At 47.4% G+C, this 19897-nt stretch carries 18 protein-coding genes; 9 read left to right on the top strand and 9 right to left on the bottom strand.

Going from position 1 to position 19897, the window contains the following annotated elements:
* From ABY802_RS07120 to adk, 3 genes are all read left to right on the top strand, one after another.
* Nucleotides 1-325: toprim domain-containing protein (locus ABY802_RS07120; protein WP_372626345.1), on the top strand; the 325-nt coding region annotated here is incomplete at its 5' end.
* A gap of 147 nt (nucleotides 326-472) precedes the next feature.
* Nucleotides 473-2398 (top strand): molecular chaperone HtpG, encoded by a 1926-nt coding sequence (htpG, locus tag ABY802_RS07115; RefSeq protein ID WP_372626344.1) that lies wholly within the window; start codon nucleotides 473-475, stop codon nucleotides 2396-2398.
* Between the two features lie 296 nt (nucleotides 2399-2694).
* Nucleotides 2695-3339, top strand: a complete 645-nt coding sequence (gene adk / locus ABY802_RS07110) for an adenylate kinase (RefSeq protein WP_290611189.1) — start codon at nucleotides 2695-2697, stop codon at nucleotides 3337-3339.
* Between the two features lie 101 nt (nucleotides 3340-3440).
* Here the strand turns inward: adk and ABY802_RS07105 are convergent, their stop codons facing one another.
* Both ABY802_RS07105 and tpx read right to left on the bottom strand, forming a co-directional pair.
* Entirely contained in the window at nucleotides 3441-3938 is a 498-nt protein-coding gene (locus ABY802_RS07105; RefSeq protein WP_372626343.1) for an Hsp20 family protein, read from the bottom strand.
* 198 nt (nucleotides 3939-4136) lie between these two features.
* Nucleotides 4137-4757 carry a thiol peroxidase gene (gene tpx / locus ABY802_RS07100; RefSeq protein ID WP_372626342.1) on the bottom strand — a complete coding sequence of 207 codons (621 nt, stop codon included), beginning with the start codon at nucleotides 4755-4757 and terminating at the stop codon, nucleotides 4137-4139.
* Nucleotides 4758-4887: 130 nt separating this feature from the next.
* Here tpx and ABY802_RS07095 point away from each other — a divergent pair, with 130 nt between their 5' ends.
* Entirely contained in the window at nucleotides 4888-5892 is a 1005-nt protein-coding gene (locus tag ABY802_RS07095) for a response regulator (protein WP_372626340.1), read from the top strand.
* 2 nt (nucleotides 5893-5894) lie between these two features.
* Complete coding sequence (locus tag ABY802_RS07090; protein ID WP_372626338.1) at nucleotides 5895-6872, top strand: diguanylate cyclase; 978 nt, start codon at nucleotides 5895-5897, stop codon at nucleotides 6870-6872.
* Between the two features lie 22 nt (nucleotides 6873-6894).
* Here ABY802_RS07090 and ABY802_RS07085 read toward each other — a convergent pair whose 3' ends face one another.
* The 4 genes from ABY802_RS07085 to sodB form a co-directional block, all read right to left on the bottom strand.
* A complete protein-coding gene (locus tag ABY802_RS07085; protein WP_372626337.1) occupies nucleotides 6895-8409 on the bottom strand; it encodes a SpoVR family protein in 1515 nt (504 codons plus the stop codon).
* 9 nt (nucleotides 8410-8418) lie between these two features.
* Complete coding sequence (locus tag ABY802_RS07080) at nucleotides 8419-9684, bottom strand: YeaH/YhbH family protein (RefSeq protein WP_372626336.1); 1266 nt, start codon at nucleotides 9682-9684, stop codon at nucleotides 8419-8421.
* Nucleotides 9685-9697: 13 nt separating this feature from the next.
* Nucleotides 9698-11620: a PrkA family serine protein kinase gene (locus tag ABY802_RS07075; RefSeq protein WP_372626335.1), complete on the bottom strand. Its 1923-nt coding sequence runs from the start codon at nucleotides 11618-11620 to the stop codon at nucleotides 9698-9700.
* Nucleotides 11621-11908: 288 nt separating this feature from the next.
* Complete coding sequence (sodB, locus tag ABY802_RS07070; RefSeq protein WP_372626334.1) at nucleotides 11909-12493, bottom strand: superoxide dismutase [Fe]; 585 nt, start codon at nucleotides 12491-12493, stop codon at nucleotides 11909-11911.
* A 254-nt stretch (nucleotides 12494-12747) separates the two neighbouring features.
* On the opposite strand from sodB, the gene ABY802_RS07065 reads away from it, so the two are divergent.
* Nucleotides 12748-13098, top strand: coding sequence for a Grx4 family monothiol glutaredoxin (locus tag ABY802_RS07065; RefSeq protein ID WP_290611179.1), 351 nt, complete (start codon nucleotides 12748-12750; stop codon nucleotides 13096-13098).
* Between the two features lie 74 nt (nucleotides 13099-13172).
* On the opposite strand, the gene rnt is transcribed toward ABY802_RS07065, so the two are convergent.
* A complete protein-coding gene (gene rnt, locus ABY802_RS07060; protein WP_372626333.1) occupies nucleotides 13173-13826 on the bottom strand; it encodes a ribonuclease T in 654 nt (217 codons plus the stop codon).
* Nucleotides 13827-13993: 167 nt separating this feature from the next.
* Here rnt and ABY802_RS07055 point away from each other — a divergent pair, with 167 nt between their 5' ends.
* A complete protein-coding gene (locus ABY802_RS07055; protein ID WP_372626332.1) occupies nucleotides 13994-14878 on the top strand; it encodes an OmpA family protein in 885 nt (294 codons plus the stop codon).
* A 25-nt stretch (nucleotides 14879-14903) separates the two neighbouring features.
* Here ABY802_RS07055 and ABY802_RS07050 read toward each other — a convergent pair whose 3' ends face one another.
* Together ABY802_RS07050 and mnmC are read right to left on the bottom strand one after the other, a co-directional pair.
* A complete protein-coding gene (locus ABY802_RS07050; protein WP_372626331.1) occupies nucleotides 14904-15233 on the bottom strand; it encodes a hypothetical protein in 330 nt (109 codons plus the stop codon).
* A 110-nt stretch (nucleotides 15234-15343) separates the two neighbouring features.
* On the bottom strand, nucleotides 15344-17263 hold the full coding sequence (gene mnmC / locus ABY802_RS07045) for a bifunctional tRNA (5-methylaminomethyl-2-thiouridine)(34)-methyltransferase MnmD/FAD-dependent 5-carboxymethylaminomethyl-2-thiouridine(34) oxidoreductase MnmC (protein WP_372626329.1): 1920 nt from the start codon (nucleotides 17261-17263) through the stop codon (nucleotides 15344-15346).
* Nucleotides 17264-17428: 165 nt separating this feature from the next.
* Here mnmC and fabB point away from each other — a divergent pair, with 165 nt between their 5' ends.
* Both fabB and ABY802_RS07035 read left to right on the top strand, forming a co-directional pair.
* Nucleotides 17429-18643 carry a beta-ketoacyl-ACP synthase I gene (gene fabB, locus ABY802_RS07040; protein WP_372626327.1) on the top strand — a complete coding sequence of 405 codons (1215 nt, stop codon included), beginning with the start codon at nucleotides 17429-17431 and terminating at the stop codon, nucleotides 18641-18643.
* 127 nt (nucleotides 18644-18770) lie between these two features.
* The gene (locus ABY802_RS07035) at nucleotides 18771-19895 is read left to right on the top strand and encodes a 4-phosphoerythronate dehydrogenase (RefSeq protein ID WP_372626326.1); all 1125 of its coding nucleotides are present in this window, start codon (nucleotides 18771-18773) and stop codon (nucleotides 19893-19895) included.
* Nucleotides 19896-19897 lie beyond the last annotated feature (2 nt).

Here is a 19897-nt window from a genome sequence, read left to right as displayed (position 1 = left end):
GCTGGCGATTGAACATACCGGTCAGTTCAACGGCTTGTATTTTGTGTTGATGGGCTATATTTCGCCGCTCGATGGCATTGGCCCCGCTGAGCTGGGGCTGGATCGTCTGGATAAGCAGTTAGCTAAAGGCCATATTAGTGAAGTTATCCTGGCCACTAACCCGACGGTGGAAGGCGATGCAACAGCATATTTCCTGGCTGAACTGTGCCATAAGTATGCTATTCCGGTAACCCGCTTAGCCCAGGGCGTACCAGTGGGTGGTGAGCTCGAATATATCGACGGCACCACCTTGTCCCATGCTTTTAGTGGTCGGAAATCCTTCTGATCTCCTTATACCCGCATAATACCCGCATATTGTACCTGCGTATTTTTATAGCTTGAATTTTGTTGCCGGTTACCCCATATAACTGGCAACTGATCAACGCGGCCGCGTTTTATTATTTTTGCTAACACTACGTTCGAGGACCTAATAATGAGTGATAATACTGCCACTAACCCTGGACAGAAGCAGACTCATGGCTTTCAGGCTGAAGTAAAACAACTACTGAACCTGATGATCCATTCACTGTATTCCAATAAAGAAATTTTTCTGCGTGAATTGGTATCAAATGCCTCCGATGCTGCCGATAAGCTGCGTTTTCTTGCCTTGTCTGATTCCAGTCTGTATGGCGAAGATGGTGATTTAAAAGTCCGGATCAGTCTGGATGAAGCCAACAAGACCCTGACTGTTAGTGACAACGGTATTGGGATGACTGAGCAGGAAGTCATTTCTCATTTAGGCACTATTGCCAAGTCAGGCACCAAAGAGTTTTTCTCTCAATTATCTGGCGATCAAAGCAAAGACTCTAAGCTGATCGGTCAGTTTGGAGTAGGCTTTTATTCGGCCTTTATCGTCGCAGATAAAGTCACGGTGCGTACCCGCAAAGCCGGTACTAACGAGGCTGTTGAATGGGAATCGGCTGGCGAAGGTGAGTATACCCTGGCGCCTGTTGAGAAAAGCAGTCGCGGCACCGATATTATTCTTCACCTCAGAGAGGGTGAAGATGAGTTCCTAAGCCGGTGGAAAGTCGAGAGTATTATTACTAAATACTCTGATCATATCAGTATCCCGGTAGAAATGTGGCAAGAAGGCTCGCCAGAGCGGGAAGAGGATGGCGAGACTATCGCCGCAACTGAAGGCAGCTGGCAGGCGGTCAATAAAGCGACTGCGCTGTGGACCCGCGATAAGTCAGAAATCACCGAGCCTGAGTATCAGGAATTTTATAAACACATCTCTCACGACTGGAGTGAGCCCCTTAGCTGGAGCCACAATAAAGTTGAAGGCAGCAGCAATTACACCAGTTTGTTGTATGTGCCGAAAAAAGCACCGTTCGATATGTGGAACCGTGAAGCGAAGCATGGCCTGAAACTTTATGTGCAGCGCGTATTTATTATGGATGACGCTGAACAGTTTATGCCAAGTTATCTGCGCTTTATCAAGGGTGTGCTGGATTCCAGTGATTTACCGCTGAACGTATCACGGGAAATTTTGCAGGATACTAAAGTTACCCAGAGCTTGCGCAAAGGCTGCACCAATCGTACCTTGAAAATGCTGGATAAACTGGCAAAAGATCCTGAGCAGTATCAGCTGTTCTGGGACGAATTTGGCCAGGTGTTAAAAGAGGGCCCGGCCGAAGACATGGCCAATAAAGAGCAGATTGCCGGCTTGTTACGCTTTGCATCTACTCACAATGATGATGCGACGCAGAACGTATCGCTGGCAGATTATCTTGGCCGGATGAAAGAAGGCCAGGACGAAATTTATTACGTGGTTGCCGACAGCTATCAGGCTGCTAAGCACAGTCCTCATCTGGAAGTGTTCCGTAAAAAAGGCATTGAGGTGTTGCTGCTCTCTGATCGGATTGATGAGTGGTTAATTCAGCACTTACCTGAGTTTAGCGAGAAGAAACTGCGGTCCGTGGCGAAAGGCGGCTTAGATCTGACCAAGCTGGACGATGAAGAAACTCAAAAAGCCCAGCAAGAAACGGCCGAAGCATTTGCCAGTGTGCTGGCGCGTTTTAAAACAGCGCTGGGTGACGAAGTAAAAGAGGTTAAGGTAAGTCACCGTTTAACCGACAGCCCTGCATGTGTGGTTACGGATGAACACGATATGAGCACCCAGATGATGAAGCTGATGGAGTCAGTGGGCCAGAAGGTGCCGGATGTGAAACCCATATTTGAGCTGAATCCTGAGCATCAGCTGGTAAAACATATTGCCGACGAAACGGATGATGCACGGTTTAATGAATGGGCGCAGGTGCTGTTTGAGCAAGCGCTGCTGGCTGAACGTGGTAGTTTAAAGAATCCTGCCAGCTATGTAACACGGTTAAATAACTTACTGCTGTCACTAGCCAAGTAACAAAGCCACCACTGAAATAAACCCGCTTAGTGCGTCAGCCTGAGCGGGTTTTTTATTATTGCCCTCAGACTTTAGTCTGGATCTGCCGGTAATCGTTGGCAGAAAAGCTTCAGTTTCTGTCGTTTTAGGATGCAAACGGGGTCAGACCCTGCTGATATCAAGGCTATCGACTAAAGGCTAGTAAATACGCCACCTCAGGTAGCACCAGTAGACAAAATTCTTGTCTCAGCAGGCGCATTGTGTAAAGATTCGGGTTTATAAATATTGGAATAATCCGAGAACACGAGGGTGTTGCTATGCGTATCATTTTGTTAGGGGCCCCGGGTGCCGGAAAAGGAACCCAGGCTCAGTTTTTAATGAATAAATATGGGATCCCACAAATTTCAACCGGCGATATGTTGCGCTCAGCGATTAAAGAAGGGTCTGAGTTGGGGCTGGCAGCAAAGCAGGTAATGGATGCCGGGCAGCTGGTTTCTGATGATATTATTATTGGTCTGGTGAAAGAACGGATTGCGAAAGACGATTGCAGTAAAGGATTTCTACTGGATGGATTCCCACGGACGATTCCTCAGGCCGATGCGATGCGGGAACAGGGTATTGAAATTGACCATGTAATTGAATTCGATGTGCCAGACGATGTAATCGTGGAGCGGATGAGCGGCCGTCGGGTGCATCCGGCATCCGGTCGGGTGTACCACACGACCTATAATCCACCTAAAGTGGCAGGTAAAGACGATGAAACCGGTGAAGATCTGATTATTCGTCCAGACGATATCGAAGCGACGGTCCGTAAGCGCCTGGCTATATACCATGAGCAGACTGAGTTATTGGTGGGGTACTACCGAAAAGCGGCGGCTGCTGGTGAAACACAGTATCACTATGTCGAGGGTACCAAGCCTGTTGAAGAGATCAGCGCGCAATTGGTAAAGCTGTTAGATTAGTCTTAATTAGCAATTGGTGCCTAGCAGCAAGGTCTGCTGGGTAATGATAATAAGCCCTCAAATGAGGGCTTATTTGTCTGGGGCAAAAGCAGCCTGCCTTATTAGCTATTTACAGCAGTTTTGATCTTACTGTTTTCAAGCTGGCTGTTACTGTCTTCAGTAACTAAATGTGGTTGCTTACTTTTACCAATAGTAATTTTTCTCGGTTTTAACGCCTCAGGCACCTCGCGTACCAGGGTAATGTGCAACAATCCATTACCAAGTGAAGCGCCCGTTACTTTTACATACTCAGATAACTGAAACTTCCGCTCGAAATTGCGTTCAGCAATACCTTGATGGACAAAGTGGCGGCCATTATCTTTGCTGTCTCTCTGGCCTTGCACTACTAAGGTGTTGTGCTCGGTTTCGATAGACAATTCCTGCTCACTAAAGCCAGCAACGGCCATGGTGATGCAGTACTCGTCTTCACCGGTAACCTCGATATTGTAGGGCGGGTATGCAGGTTGTTTTTCGTTACGGGCGGCTGCGTTCATCAGGTTTGCCAAGTGGTCAAAACCGATAAAAGAGCGGTAAAACGGAGTAAAATCTAAATTATTCATAGCCAAATCCTCTGTAGATAGCAAAATGGTTAATTAATACCCTTCTATTGAACGGGTAAGCAGCCTGTTAGCAGGTGTTCTGTCAACGGGCTGTAGCAGGTGCCTTATCAGGCCACCTGCTACATAGATAAGGCTGGATAGTTATTTTTCAAGAGAGAACGTTATTTTTTTTGGCTAGCCACGATGACATAACACAGCTTAAGATTTTTTCAGTAAACTAGTGAGTGCTGCCAGTGCCGCATCATAATCAGGTTCCTGTGCCAGTTCCGGCACTAATTGCTGATATTGCAACTTACCGTCACTATCAATTAATAAAATAGCCCGGGTCAACAAGCCCATATCTTTAATCAGCAAGCCATAGTTGCTACCAAAGTCACGCCATACTGCGTCTGATAAAACGGCCATTTCTGCGACTTGTTCTTGCTCGCAGTAACGTTTCTGAGCGAAAGGTAAATCGGTGCTGATGGTGAGCAGCACTACGTTTTCGGGCAAATTGGCTACTTCGTTGTTAAAGCGCTTAGTCTGCAGTGAACAAATACCGGTATCTATACTTGGTACTACACTGATTAACATAGTCTTGCCAACAAAATCTTTTAATTGTACGGTCTTAAAATTATTGTCTACAACTTTGAAAGCCGGTGCGCGCTGGCCAGTTTTCAATTCCTTCCCCAATAACACCACTTGCTGATTACCCGCTTTAACCTCACTTACCCTGCTCGGCAATTTGGCCGTGAGATCAATAGCCATTGCTGGTAGACTAAAAACGGTGCTGATTAACACTGTGCTTATGGTTAAAGATTTTCTAAACTGACTTAACATAGTGAATATCCTAATTATCTGGAATGTAGTGGTATTTAAAGTAAAAACGCAATTTATTTGCCGCTAACGCTGTCATCAATGACAGTTTTGCGTCTATTATAAACAGACGAAGTATTAAAGTGAGTACTCAATGACCGCCGCAGTACTAATATGTGATGATTCGAATCTGGCTCGCAAGCAACTTGCAAGGATCTTACCACAGGATTGGCAAGCTAGTGTTCATTTCGCTGGCCATGGTGCTGATGCCTTAGCGACCTTGGAGAAAGAGCAGATTGACTGGCTGTTTCTCGATTTGAATATGCCGATAATGGATGGTTATCAGGTGTTAGCTGAGCTGAAAAAGCGTCAACTTAATGTCAATGTTGTGGTGGTATCCGGTGATGTCCAGCCTGAAGCATACCAACGGGTAATGGAGCTAGGTGCGATTGATTTTATTCGCAAACCTGTCGATACCGCTAAATTACAGGTTATTTTTAAAAACGCCACCTTACGCAAACCTGAGCCTGTGCAACCAGCTAAACGCCCCGCGGACACAGAGCTTAATGCAGAAATGCGTGATGTGTTCCAGGAAATTACCAACGTTGCGATGGGGCAGGCGGGGGATTTACTGGCCAGGCTGCTGAATGTGTTTGTGAAGTTACCCATTCCTAATGTCAATGTAATTGAGGTCAGTGAACTACATATGGCACTGGCGTCAGTAGAACAACATTCCTCTACTTCCGCGGTATGTCAGGGCTTTATTGGCGGTGGCGTTGCTGGTGAAGCACTGCTTATCCTCACGGATTCCAGCTTTAAAGATATCGCCGGCTTGCTGAACTTTCAGGGTGAATTAACCTCATCAACTGAGCTGGAATTGCTGATGGATGTCGCCAATATTTTAATTGGCGCTGTACTCAAAGGTATTGCTGAACAACTCGATATGAGTTTCAGTCAGGGGCATCCGGTCGTGCTTGGTCAGCATGCGCCGGTAAGTGAGTTGATTAAAACAAACGCCAGGCGCTGGCGTAAAACGCTGGCAATAGAGCTAAGTTATGGCATTGAAAATTATAATATTAACTGCGACTTACTGTTGTTGTTTACCGAAGACAGTGTTAAAACCATGAAGCATAAAGTTGCTTTTTTACTGGAAGAATAGCCATGAGTTTAACCAATGCCGAGTTTGATGTTTCTGAAGTTCATTGGTTAATGGACATGTTTCAGACCGTGGATGTCGGACTGGTGGTCTTAAACAGTGACTATCGGATCCAGGTGTGGAATGGCTTTATGGAAAGTCATAGTGGTTTAACACCCAGACAGGTAAGAGAGCGCTATTTATTTGATTTATTTCCAGAAATTGATGAAGAGTGGTTGCGGCGTAAGTGCGATCCCGTTATTTTGCTAAAAAACCGGGCTTTCACTATCTGGGAGCAACGCCCCTACATTTTCAAGTTTAAGAATTACCGGCCGATTACCGGTAGTGCCGAATATATGTATCAGAACAGCACTATTTTCCCGTTGACCGACACACGCGGTCAGGTTACCCATTTATGTATTATTATTTACGATGTGACCGACGCCGCTGTCAGTCGTTCTGAACTGGAATCGATGAATGGTCGGCTGAAGCAATTATCGAAAACGGACTTTTTGACGCAATTAAGTACCCGCGGGCATTGGGAAGATGCACTCATTCAGGAATTTAACCGGTTACAGCGTTACACCCAACACCATAGCACCTTATTGATGTGTGATATCGATCATTTTAAACGGGTCAATGATACCTACGGCCATAGTGCCGGTGATGAGGTGATTCGCAAAGTTGCCGATGTCATCAAAGCTAACACCAGAACTACCGATTTAGCGGGGCGATATGGTGGTGAAGAGTTTGCTATTCTGCTGGTTGATACCACGATTGAGCAGGCGCTGTGTCTGGCAGAGCGGATCAGACAGCAGGTAGCCGTGTTAGCAATTCCCTACAATAAAACCGTGCTTAATGTCACCATCAGCCTTGGTTTAGCAGAACGCGATGTTAGCATGCAGGAGCATCGGCACTGGATAGAAGCTGCCGATAACGCCTTATATAAATCCAAGGTTGATGGCAGGAACAAAGTAACGAGCTACACTCCAGATGCAGAGTGACGCTGCAGCTGCCCGTTGTTATTTAGTCCGCTGGCTGTGGACAACGTACGAGTAATTCGGTGTTGCCATCTTGATTTAACTGCTCGAGAATAACCTCAAACCCCCATAACCGATGTAAGTGTTTTAACACTTCAGCTGCATTTTTCGCCAGCGGCACCCGGTGTTGCGGGATATAACGCAGGGTTAATGCCCGATCGGTATTTATGTTAACGTTGTATACCTGAATATTGGGTTCGATCTGGCTTAAATTATACTGAGCGGACAACATCTGCCGGATCCGCTGGTACCCTTGTGCATTATGAATGGCACTGACTTCCAGACTATTTGCCTCGTCATCGTCTACAATGGCAAATAAGTGAAAATCGCGGATCACTTTGGGTGACAAATACTGGCTGATAAAGCTTTCGTCTTTGAAGTTCTGCATTGCAAAATGCAGGGTGTCTACCCAATCGCTGCCGGCAATATCAGGAAACCATTCTTTGTCTTCAGCGGTAGGCTGCTCGCAGATCCGGCGAATATCAGTAAACATGGCAAAGCCCAGCGCATAGGGATTAATGCCTGAATAATACTTACTGTGGTACTCGGGCTGCGCGACCACATTGGTATGGCTGTGCAATACCTCCAGCATAAAACGGTCGCTCACTTTCCCTTCATCGTATAGATGCTGCAAAATGGTGTAATGCCAGAATGTCGCCCAGCCTTCATTCATTACCTGAGTTTGTTTTTGCGGATAAAAGTACTGAGATATTTTGCGGACAATCCGGACAATTTCCCGCTGCCAGGGCGAGAGTAGCGGCGCATTCTTTTCGATAAAATATAACAGGTTTTCCTGTGGCTCCGCTGGAAAGTTAGCCAAGTTCTCTGCTGCTGTGGGCGCCTTTGATGGGATGGTACGCCATAGATCATTGACCTGGCTTTGCAAGTAAGCTTCGCGCTCCTGCTGGCGTTTTTGCTCAATTTCCAGCGATATTTTCTGAGGCCGTTTATAACGGTCTACGCCATAATTCATCAGGGCATGGCAGGAGTCGAGCATATCTTCCACTTCTGTAATGCCATATTTTTCTTCACACTGGCTGATATAATTTCTGGCAAAAACCAGGTAGTCGATAATGGAGCCTGCATCGGTCCAGGTTTTAAAAAGATAATTATTCTTAAAAAAGGAATTGTGACCATAGCTGGCATGCGCCATCACCAGCGCTTGCATCGTGATGGTATTTTCTTCCATCAGGTAGGCAATGCAGGGGTTGGAATTAATGACGATTTCATAAGCGAGCCCCATGTAGCCTCGCTTATAGTTCTGCTCGGTTTGAATAAACTTTTTGCCATAAGACCAGTGATGGTAACCCAGCGGCATGCCGACACTGGAGTAAGCATCCATCATTTGCTCGGCGGTAATGACTTCAATTTGATTGGGGTAGGTATCAAGCCGGTAAATGCCGGCAACCCGGGCTATTTCCTGATGGTATTCCTCGAGCAAATCGAAGGTCCAGTCCGGGCCGTCGGACAGGCAATGTGGGCGGGCGCGTGCTTTAGCCATAATACCTCCTCAGGCGGCCTGCTTTTTAAATAGCTGGCGAAATACCGGATAAATATCCGCTAATTCTCTGATATGCTCAATGGCCATATTGTCGTGCTGAGTCAATAGTTTTTCATACTCGTGCCACAGGCTCTGATGGGCACGGGGGCTGATTTCAATATAGGCGTAATAGCGCACCAACGGTAATACTTTATTGGCCAGCAGTGCCGCACAGGGCGCGCTGTCATCAGTCCAGTTATCACCATCAGACGCCTGAGCTGCATAAATATTCCATAAGGTGGGGTCGTACCGTTCGGTAATAATCTCATGCATCAATTTCAGGGCTGAGGAGACAATAGTGCCGCCGGTTTCCTGCGAGTAAAAAAACTCCTGCTCGTCTACTTCTTTTGCCTGAGTGTGATGCCGGATGTAAACCACATCGACATTTTTATAGCTGCGGCTTAAAAATAAATACAACAGGATATAAAAGCGTTTTGCCATATCTTTGGTAGGCTGATCCATCGAGCCAGATACATCCATCAGGCAAAACATAACAGCTTTGCTGGTAGGCTCTGGCTTCTTTTGATAATTTCGAAAACGTAAATCAAAACTGTCAATAAACGGCACTGCAGCAATGCGGGCCTTAATCGCGGCAATTTGTTCAAGCAGTTGCAGCCGTAACTGCTGATCAGGTACAGGCTCCTGCTCCAACGTCTGCAGTTGCTGCTCAAGCTCCGCTAGGCTTACTTTTTTACTGGCGGTTAACGCCACGCGTCTGGCCAGTGAGCCACGAAGGGATCGCACAATATCAATCGTGCTTGGTACGCCATCAGCACGAAAGCCTGCTCGGACACTTTTATACTGAACCAGCTTATCCAGTTGATTTTTTTGCAGGTTTGGCAGGGCTAAATCTTCAAACAGTAAATCCAGATATTCATCTTTAGAGATGGAAAACACAAAGTCATCGCTGCCTTCGCCATCTGCGCTGGCATCACCCTGGCCAGGCCCCTGAGCACCGCCTTGTGGTCTGGCAATCCGGTCACCTTCACTAAACTGGTCATTGCCCGGATGAATGATCTGCCGACGACCGCCTTTTCCCTGATGAAAAAAAGGTTCGGTGATATCTTTGCTAGGGATAGTCACGTTTTCGCCACTGCTGATATCGGTGACGCTCCGATTACTAATGGCATCGGCGACTGCTTTTTTAATTTGCTGCTTATACCGCCTGATAAAGCGCTGCCGGTTTACAGCGCTTTTGTTTTTACCATTAAGTCGTCGGTCAATAAAGTGCGCCATACTACCTCCGGCGTTATTGTGATTTGCGAACCCGCAAATACCATTCCGACAGCAGCCTGACTTGCTTACGGGTGTAGCCTTTTTCCATCATCCGGTTGACGAAATCATCATGCTTTTTCTGATCGTCAGTGGAAGTTTTGGCATTAAATGAAATTACCGGCAACAGCTCTTCCGTACTTGAAAACATTTTCTTCTCAATGACAGTACGAAGTTTCTCATAGCTGGTCCATAGCGGATTCTTGCCATTGTTTTTCGCTTTGGCCCGCAGCACAAAATTGACAATTTCATTGCGAAAATCTTTTGGATTGCTAATCCCTGCCGGTTTTTCGATCTTTTCCAGTTCGGCATTTAATGCCGATCTGTCAAACAGCTGACCGGTTTCCGGATCGCGGTATTCCTGGTCCTGGATCCAGAAGTCGGCATAAATGACGTATCTGTCAAAAATGTTCTGGCCATATTCAGAGTACGATTCGAGATAGGCGGTTTGGATTTCTTTGCCAATAAACTCAATGTACTTAGGAATAAGATAGCCTTTCAAGTGCTCGAGGTAGCGCTCTGCCGTATCGGCGGCAAATTGCTCGCGCTCTATTTGCTGTTCCAGTACATAGAACAGGTGCACCGGGTTAGCGGCGACCTCAGTGCTGTCGAAGTTAAATACCCGTGACAGAATTTTGAAGGCAAAACGAGTGGAGAGTCCGGTCATGCCTTCGTCGACACCGGCATAATCGCGATATTCCTGATAAGACTTTGCTTTTGGATCGGTGTCTTTCAGGCTTTCGCCGTCGTACACCCGCATTTTGGAATAAATGCTGGAGTTCTCGGGTTGTTTTAATCTGGACAGCACCGCAAACTGCGCCAGTGAACTTAAAGTGCCTGGTGCACAGGGCGCCGCGTTTAACTCACTATGCTCCAGCAGTTTCTGATAGATTTTTTTCTCTTCACTCAGACGCAGGCAATACGGTACTTTGACGATATAAACTCTGTCCAGAAACGCCTCGTTGTTTTTATTATTACGAAACGTTTGCCATTCAGATTCATTGCTGTGCGCTAAAATAATCCCATCGAACGGCAGTGCCGCCAGTCCCTCTGTGCCGTTGTAGTTACCTTCCTGAGTCGCCGTTAATAGTGGATGTAGTACTTTGATTGGGGCTTTAAACATTTCAACAAATTCCATCAGACCCTGATTCGCCCGGCACAGGGCACCCGAATAGCTATAGGCATCCGGGTCGTTCTGAGCAAAATGTTCTAGTTTGCGAATGTCTACTTTACCAACCAGAGCCGCAATATCCTGATTATTCTCATCACCGGGTTCCGTTTTAGCGATGGCTATCTGGTCTAAAATAGACGGATATTTTTTAACCACCCGGAACTGGCTGATGTCGCCATTATATTCATGCAACCTTTTGGTTGCCCATGGCGACAGAATATTCCGCAGGTAGCGGGGTGGGATGCCATATTCCTGCTGCAGCAGGCGGCCATCTTCGCTGGCATCAAATAATGAAAGAGGGTGGTCACAAACCGGAGAGCCTTTAAGGTAATAAATAGGCACTTGTTGCATCAGGTGTTTAAGTTTTTCTGCCAGTGATGATTTACCACCACCGACCGGACCTAACAAATATAAAATTTGTTTGCGCTCTTCCAGGCCCTGAGCTGAATGTTTTAAATAGGAAACGATTTGTTCAATTGCATCCTCCATGCCATAAAACTCAGAAAAGGCGGGGTAGCGGGCAATGACGCGGTTTGAAAATAACCTGCTCAGCTTCGGATCCTGAGCCGTATCGATAAGTTCAGGCTCGCCAATGGCCAGCAACAATCGTTCGGCTGCCGTGGCGTAGCAACTTTTATCTTCTTTACACAGTGCCAGATATTCCTGAATACTGAACTCTTCTTCTCGGGTGGCCTCATATCGTGATTTGTAGTGCTCAAAAATGCCCATACGCACCTCCAGCCATTGCTCGTGGGAAACCAGATGTCGTTGCTGTTACTGTTAAGGTTAGACAGTAAAAATCATCTTCGCCTGTCTAATTGACCGAAAAACGTTAAGATTTAATAGCGAACGTACAAGGCAATACGTAAAGGCTTCGCAACAGGATTACTGCAAAAAGGTGAAAAGTGGCAAGCGGGGAAGGGACAATGGTTGATCACGGATAAAAAAAATACCCGGCAAAGCCGGGTATGCAAAGCATAAGTACGTTGTAGCGTTACCTAATAAAAATCAGTTAACTTATTTAGCGAAATTGTCGCCAGCAAACTGCCAGTTTACCAAGGCCCAGAAGGCGTCAAGGTATTTAGGGCGGGCATTACGATAATCGATGTAATAGGCATGCTCCCATAAATCGACGGTTAGTACCGGGGTCACTGCCGCATCCTGAATGGGTGTCGCGGCGTTGCTGGTGTTAACAATATCCAGACTTCCATCGGCTTTTTTAACTAACCAGGTCCAGCTTGAACCAAAATTATTAACTGCTTTATCATTCAGCGCTTTTTTAAACTCAGCAAAAGAGCCCCACTTGGCGTTAATCGCGTCAGCTAAGGCGCCAGTCGGTTCACCGCCACCGTTCGGTGATAAGCAATGCCAGTAAAACGTATGGTTCCATACCTGAGCAGCGTTGTTGAACAAACCACCGTCCGAACTACGAATAATTTCTTCCAGCGATTTGCTGGCGTTTGGCGTGTCTTTTACTAAACCATTTAATTTTTCCACATAGGTATTGTGGTGTTTGCCGTAGTGATATTCCAGCGTTTCTGCTGAAATATGCGGGGCTAATGCGTCTTTTGGATAAGGTAATGCGGGTAATTCAAAGGCCATTGTTGTGCTCCGTTATCGTTGTTAAAGATGTCTGCATCGCGTAGACTACAAAACCTGACTAATTTACTCAAGTTTTAACTATGTCAGTTTTACGCGTCACACGCTGAGCTGGTTCTTAGACAAAACCAGCAATTATTATTAGCAATAATTGTATTTGTAGAGCAGATATTGGGTTTTTTTTTATGAACTCAAGTGTTAGTCGTGAAAGATAAGCGTAAAATGGTTCAACTTATTAAGTTTCTGCAGAGGTAAAAATGGAGACATTGGATAAAATTAAGCAGCAAATTGCTGAAAACCCCATACTGTTATTTATGAAGGGTTCGCCTAAATTCCCCAGTTGTGGTTTTTCTGCTCAGGCCTCTCAAGCGTTGATTGCCTGTGGTGAACAGTTCGCTTTTGTTGATATTTTGCAACATCCGGATATTCGGGCCGAATTGCCCAAATATGCGAACTGGCCAACGTTTCCGCAATTATGGCTTGATGGTGAGTTGATCGGTGGCTGCGATATTATTCTGGAAATGTTCCAGCGAGGCGAGTTACAGCCTCTGGTAAAAGACACTGCTGCTAAATCAGCAGGCACTGATACCACAACCGATGCGGAGTGATTAAAACCCAGGTGTCGCTCGGGGAAAAGTGTATTTGAAAAGACAGGGAGCAATGCTCCCTGTTTTTTTGACGATTAATCAGCGTCTTCGGCGTTGTCCGGTACGGGCAGGGGCCAACCCCCTAACTGCTGCCACTTGTTGACAATATAACAAAATAACTCGGCAGTGCGCTCGGTATCATAGAGCGCGCTATGGGCTTCTTTACTGTCAAAAGCAATACCTGCTTGCTGACACGCTTTTGCCAGTACCGTCTGACCCAATGCTAATGCGGCCAGGCTGGTGGTGTCGAACGATACAAACGCATGAAAGGGCGAACGTTTGTAATTGGTACGGGCAATAGCTGCGTTAACAAAACCCTGATCAAATGCCGAATTATGAGCCACTATTACCGTGCGCTGGCAGCCGGCTGCCTTTTGGGCAGATCGAACTGCTTTACAAATTTCAGTCAAGGCTTCCCGCTCACTTACGGCACCGCGCAGCGGATTAAAAGGGTCTATGCCATTAAACGCCAGTGAGCTGGCATCCAAGTTGGCACCCTCAAAGGGCGCCACATGATAATGCAAGGTTTCGCCAGGGATGAGTCTGCCTTCGTCATCCATCTGCAGCAGGTTTACCGCAATCTCAAGCAGTGCATCTGTCTGAGCATTAAAGCCCGCGGTTTCAACGTCGATAACGACAGGGTAATAGCCACGAAAGCGTTGCGCGAGCAGAGATGTTTTGTCTGTCATAAGTCAACCATAAAAAAAGCAGAGCGCATTATGCCAAAAAAAAGTGCCAGCGTCTTGTATTCGGCATAGTGTTTGCTTATTAAAACGAATGAGGCTGGCTTCCTGTTAAGGTTTGCCGCAAGCTGAGCGGGTTAATCAAATTGCGATTAGGCGACAAGGTAGAGTAAATGCATAATTATGGCTTAGTATTTATATCGTTAGCGTGTGCTTTGGTCACGGGTAGCAGTGTTGCTGCTGTTAAGCAGTTACGTCAATATTCTGCCAGTATTGAGCAGTCAGCATGGCAGGTAACGCAGCAAACGCCGTTACTTTGTCAGTTTGAACATGTTATCCCTAATTTTGGTAATGCCGTTTTTCAGAGTAAAGCCAGCAAAGCTCTCAACCTGCATTTCGAACTTAAAATGCTCAGGCTGCCAGATGCCTATAGTCTGGCTGAGGTGTTGTCTTTACCGCCGGCGTGGCGGCCAGGCGAACCGGCAAAAAATGTGGCAAGCATGACCTTGCTGAAGCAATTTAATGGCGAGTTACCCAAAAAAACCGCCTGGACATTGCTAACGGAATTGGAGCAGGGGTTTAGCCCCACTTTTTATTACGCAGATTGGTATAGCCCCTATGATCAGGTCGCCGCTAAGCTTAATCCGGTACAGTTTGGGCCTGGCTATTCTGCTTTTACACAGTGTGTTGCCAGGTTATTACCTTTTAGTTTTGAGGATATTGCGTTTACCGTGCTGAGTTATGAGTCTGGCAGTGATCAACTGACGCCTGAGTCAGAACGTCGCCTTGGTCAGATTGCAGAGTATTTACAGCATGATCCACAGATTGAATCTATTGAGTTGCAGGGTTACACAGACAGCTATGGTGGACGCTGGATGAACGAACAGTTATCTGTCAAACGGGCAGAAAAAATTAAGCAGTTTTTAGCAGATGCCGGCGTGGCCGGCGACAAAGTTCAGGTCGATGGTTTTGGTGAACGACGCCACGTCGCATCAAACCAGACCAGCCTGGGGCGTGCCACTAACCGCCGGGTAGTGCTGCAAATGGCCAGGCCTTAACACCAGAACGTATTAATTGTTTGGTTTATTGCACCATGATATCAATCTGGCGCCAATCATTTTGCTCAGAGATCAGTATTCTGACTTGCTGCTGATCCACCCGGTAATACAAATTTAACCGATTGTGGACCATCGCGCTGTTGTCAGGCTCTCCCAATTGCTGGCGGTAAAAGTCCTGCAGCTCGGCCATCGACTGGCGGCTAAAGTAGCTAAGCACTGCTGGCAGCTTATTTTCAAGCCTGGCAAATTCACGAGCATCAGCAGTGAGCGGAACCTTATAGAAGCTGTCTGCAGAGACATTCAATGAAACTGAAGACAACAGAGCAGAAGCCAGAAACAGAGCTAAAGATCGCATTTTTATTTCCTTGTGTGCAGTGCGATAGTACCGGCTAACCATACCAAACTTTAGCCGACTTTGACCAGCAGAAACAGCGGTTTGGCTAAATAGCCATCGCCAGATTGTTTTCAGGCTTTTGCTGCTGGAGTAAATCGTTCAGGAGCAATGGCCGATAAATTAGCTGCGGCCATGGCGGCGGGCTGTCCCGCGATCTGACAGGCCAAGGTTTCTGCCAGTAAGGGTGCCAGTAGGATGCCGCGCGCACCTAAGCCGCCAAATACATATAAGCCGTCCTGGTTAGCCAGCTCCCCAAGCAATGGCAGGTGATCGGGTACGGTGGCTCTGAACGCCGCTCTTGCATCAGTTGCTACTGCGTCGGCAAACCATGTTGGCTGTTGCAACTGCTGGTTGACCAGGGCCAGATTTTCATCATCATCTGCTGTTGAAATAAAAGCCGAGCTGGCATGGCGATCAAACGTGGCGCCGACTGCATGGCATGCATCCAGCGCTGGTGTGATATAGCCTTTGTGACATAACACGGTGTTAAGTGCCTGCATGCCATTGCTCTTCACATGACTAACCTGGCCGCGGACCCGATTAACCGGTAAATGGCTGCCAGGACTAAATTGAGTAATATCGGCGCCATTGGCTAATACCAGTTTTGAGTATGTGCCAGGGGCGGCAGCGCCCTGGCACCATACTTGCCAAAGTGGTGCTTGCTTGGTACCGGCTGCAGTGGCACTTATTGCCGTGACTTTACTACTAAATTTCACTTGAAATAACCCGGACTGCAGCAAAAATGCCAATGCCCCCTGGCAAAACTGTTGTGGACTCAGCCAGCCGGCTTGCGGCAAAAAAATGCCGCTATGCTCAAGTGCCACCCCGGCAATCTGACTTGCCTGTTCAGCCGTTACCGGATAAACCAATTCGGTTGGCCAGGACGCGCGGTCGACTATTTTCTGCTGACGTTGTATCAGGGCCGGATTCGTCGCGAGATGCAACACGCCACACCACTGCATTGCGAACGGTACGCCCTGTGCTGCCAGGCGTTGATAAAAATTCCGGGCAAAATGGAATGCCTGGCAATGTAGCAGACTGGCTAAAGTGGGCATGGGGTGCAAGTTTGGATAAACTGCGCCCTGCAGGTTATGAGACGCACCCTGGGCCACGGTATGGTCTGCACAGATAAGTTTGGTTGCAATGCCTTTTTCGACCAGTTGCAATGCCAGACAAACTGACGCAATGCCTCCCCCTACAATACATACTTGCTCTGTGGTACTACTTTTTTTTGCTACGCTTTGTACTTCAAGGACGGCTTCTGGCGCTTTAAATGACGCGGTAAGCATCTCTCGTTTACGGCCAAAGCCTTTTACTTTTTTAATGGCAAAGCCGCTTTGCTGCAGACCACGCTTCACCACGCCAGCACAGGTAAAGGTAGCAACGGTTGTCTCGTCATGGCTAAGCCTTGCCATATTGTCAAATAAGGTTTGTTGCCACATCTGTGGGTTTTTGTCAGGTGCAAAGCCGTCGAGATAAAACGCATCGGCACGGCTTTGTGCGGGCAGTTGTGGCAATAGCTCGTTAACATCTCCCAGCCACAGATCTAAAACAACACTGCCTTCGTCAAAAATCAGCCGCTGGCATCCGGCTATTGCCGGAGGATATTGTTCCAGCAACAACCGACACTGTTCGCCAAGCGCGGTATGCAGCTGCAATGCCTGGCTAAGATCACGGTAAGTAAGGGGATATTTTTCAAAACTTGAAAAATAGAGTTTGCGACACTGTGCCGCGGGATGTTGCTGGCGAAACTGGCGAAAGCGTTGCCAGGTTAATAAAAAGTTCGCGCCGGTGCCAAAGCCAGTTTCTATTATATGGAAATAGGGTTCGCTATGTTGCTCAAAGCGCTGAGGCAGCCCGTTATGGTGTAAAAAAACATAGTCTGTTTCTGCCATGCCACCATCATTTGAAAAATATATGTCGTCAAAATCAGTGGCAACTGGGGTACCCTGTTGGTTAAAGTGGATATTGGCATGGTTTAGCGATGGCATCGTGGTGTCCGGCTGAAAAATCGGCTTGTAGTTTACCCGAAGCTGACGCAAAATTGAAAAGTGTACAGCTGTACGCTGAAAGCTGACCAGTTTTTGCTGCAAAGTCCGTACAATACGCAGCACTATAATTATTTTCTCTGCCGATGAGCAGACATGGGAGCAAAGATGAAAAGAGCCGTTATCACTGGCATGGGTATTGTTTCAAGCATTGGCAATAATCAGGAGCAAGTGCTGGAGTCGTTAAAAGCAGGCCGCTCTGGTATCACGGCTTCGCCCGAGTTTGTTGAATTTGGTTTACGCTCGCAGGTCTGGGGTAATATTAAAATAAATCCCGCAGAACATATTGACCGCAAAGCGATGCGCTTTATGGGCGATGCGGCCGCTTATGCTTACATTGCCATGCAGGAAGCGATGACGGATGCGGGCTTAACGGCAGAACAAATTTCTGATCCACGAGTTGGCCTTGTTGTAGGCTCTGGTGGCGCATCTTCAAAAACTCAAATTGAGGCGGCGGATACCCTTCGTGAAAAAGGGGTTAAACGTGTTGGCCCCTATGCCGTGCCAAAAACGATGTCCAGTACTTGCTCTGCCTGTCTGGCAACGCCGTTTAAGATAAAAGGGGTGAACTATTCCATCAGTTCAGCCTGCGCGACCAGTGCTCATTGTATCGGCCATGCGGTTGAACTTATTCAACTGGGTAAGCAGGATGTGGTATTTGCAGGTGGTGGTGAAGAAGTGCACTGGACCCTGGCCATGGAATTTGATGCGATGGGCGCCTTATCCAGCCGTTATAATGAGACGCCAGAGCTTGCTTCCCGCACTTATGATGCACAGCGCGACGGTTTTGTAATAAGTGGTGGTGGCGGTATTGTGGTGGTAGAAGAACTTGAGCATGCCCTGGCTCGAGGCGCGACAATTTATGGTGAAATTGTCGGCTATGGTGCAACGTCAGACGGTTTTGATATGGTTGCCCCCAGTGGTGAAGGCGCGGTGCGCTGTATGGAAATGGCGATGCAAGGTGTTAAAGGCCCGGTTGACTACGTAAACACTCACGGTACCAGTACTCCGGTGGGTGATGTCAAAGAGCTTGCCGCCATTCAGCAGGTGTTTGCCGGTCAATCGCCAGCAATCAGTGCTACCAAAGCCATGACCGGTCATGCCCTCGGTGCCGCTGGAGTGCATGAAGCTATTTACTCTTTACTGATGATGAAGCACAATTTTATCGCGCCTTCAATTAACATCACTGAACTGGATGAGGCAGCCGCTGGCCTGAACATTATCAAACAAGCGCAAGACGCGACGCTTAATACTATAATGTCGAACAGTTTCGGCTTTGGTGGTACCAATGCCACGTTAGTCATGCAACGTTATCGCCCCTGATTTGCTGACCAGTCGCAGTAAACAAAGCCAGGCGAACATTCGTCTGGCTTTTTGTTTTTTGCCAGACTGTGCCCGTGCCAGGATAACGCCCATTATTTGGTCACTTTAAAGAGAAAAACGAGTGTAGATGAACATATACGCTGATGAGAATATGCCGCTGGTAACAGAGTTTTTTGGTCATCTTGGTCCGGTAACCCTGTTTAATGGTCGTACGGTGCAAGCCAGTGAGTTAGCAGACGCAGAAGTATTGCTGGTGCGCTCAGTGACAACAGTTGATCAGAGCTTACTGGCTGAGAATAAGAGATTACGCTTTGTCGGCACTGCGACCATTGGCATGGATCATATTGATCAACGTTATCTGACCTCGCGTGGGGTGAGTTTCAGTTCAGCACCCGGATGCAATGCCCAGTCGGTGCTGGAGTATGTGCTAAGCGCATTATGGTCTCTGGCTGAAAAATACCAGTGGCGGCTGAATAGCAAAACGCTGGGTATTGTCGGTGTTGGCAATATTGGCCAGCGTCTGGCTGAGGCTGCTGCAGCGCTGAACATGAAAGTGTTACTTTGTGACCCGCCACGAGCGCAAGCAGAGGCGGATTTTGTCCATACATCATTCTCAGATGTGTGTCGCCAGGCAGACATTATCAGTTTTCACACACCTATGGTAACAGCTGGGCCGACGCCAACCCGGCATTTATTAAATTCGGCGTCACTGGCATTGCTAAAACCTGAATGTGCCCTGATCAATGCCGCGAGGGGAGCCATTATCGATAATCAGGCATTGCTAAATGCACTACAGCAGTGTCACCGGCCAGTAGTGCTGGATGTCTGGGAGAGTGAGCCGGCGATTTTGCAAGCATTGTTACCTTATCTTGACCTTGCCACAGCCCATATTGCCGGCCACAGTATTGAAGGTAAGGCCCGGGGCACTGCGATGCTCTATCAGCAACTTTGTCAGCTACTGGGACAGGCACCGTTGTGCCAGTTAGAACACCTGTTACCACTACCCGCTGTGGCCAAGGTGCAATTATCTGAAAATTTTGGGCTTCCAGATGTCCAAAATCTGGCAAGGATGTTATATGATGTGCGCCGGGATGATGCGTTATTCCGTTTTCATATTCAGCGGGAAGGGTTTGACTGGTTGCGAAAGTCATATCCGGCGAGACGTGAGTTCAGCTCAGTACAACTGACTGGCACGCAGATACCGGCCTGGATGATGCAGTTAGGCTTTGTAAGTCAGCAAAAAGGGGTTTAAGC

Source organism: Arsukibacterium sp. (assembly GCF_041616895.1).
Taxonomy (GTDB): domain Bacteria; phylum Pseudomonadota; class Gammaproteobacteria; order Enterobacterales; family Alteromonadaceae; genus Alishewanella.
This window is presented reverse-complemented; position numbering and strand designations above follow the sequence as displayed.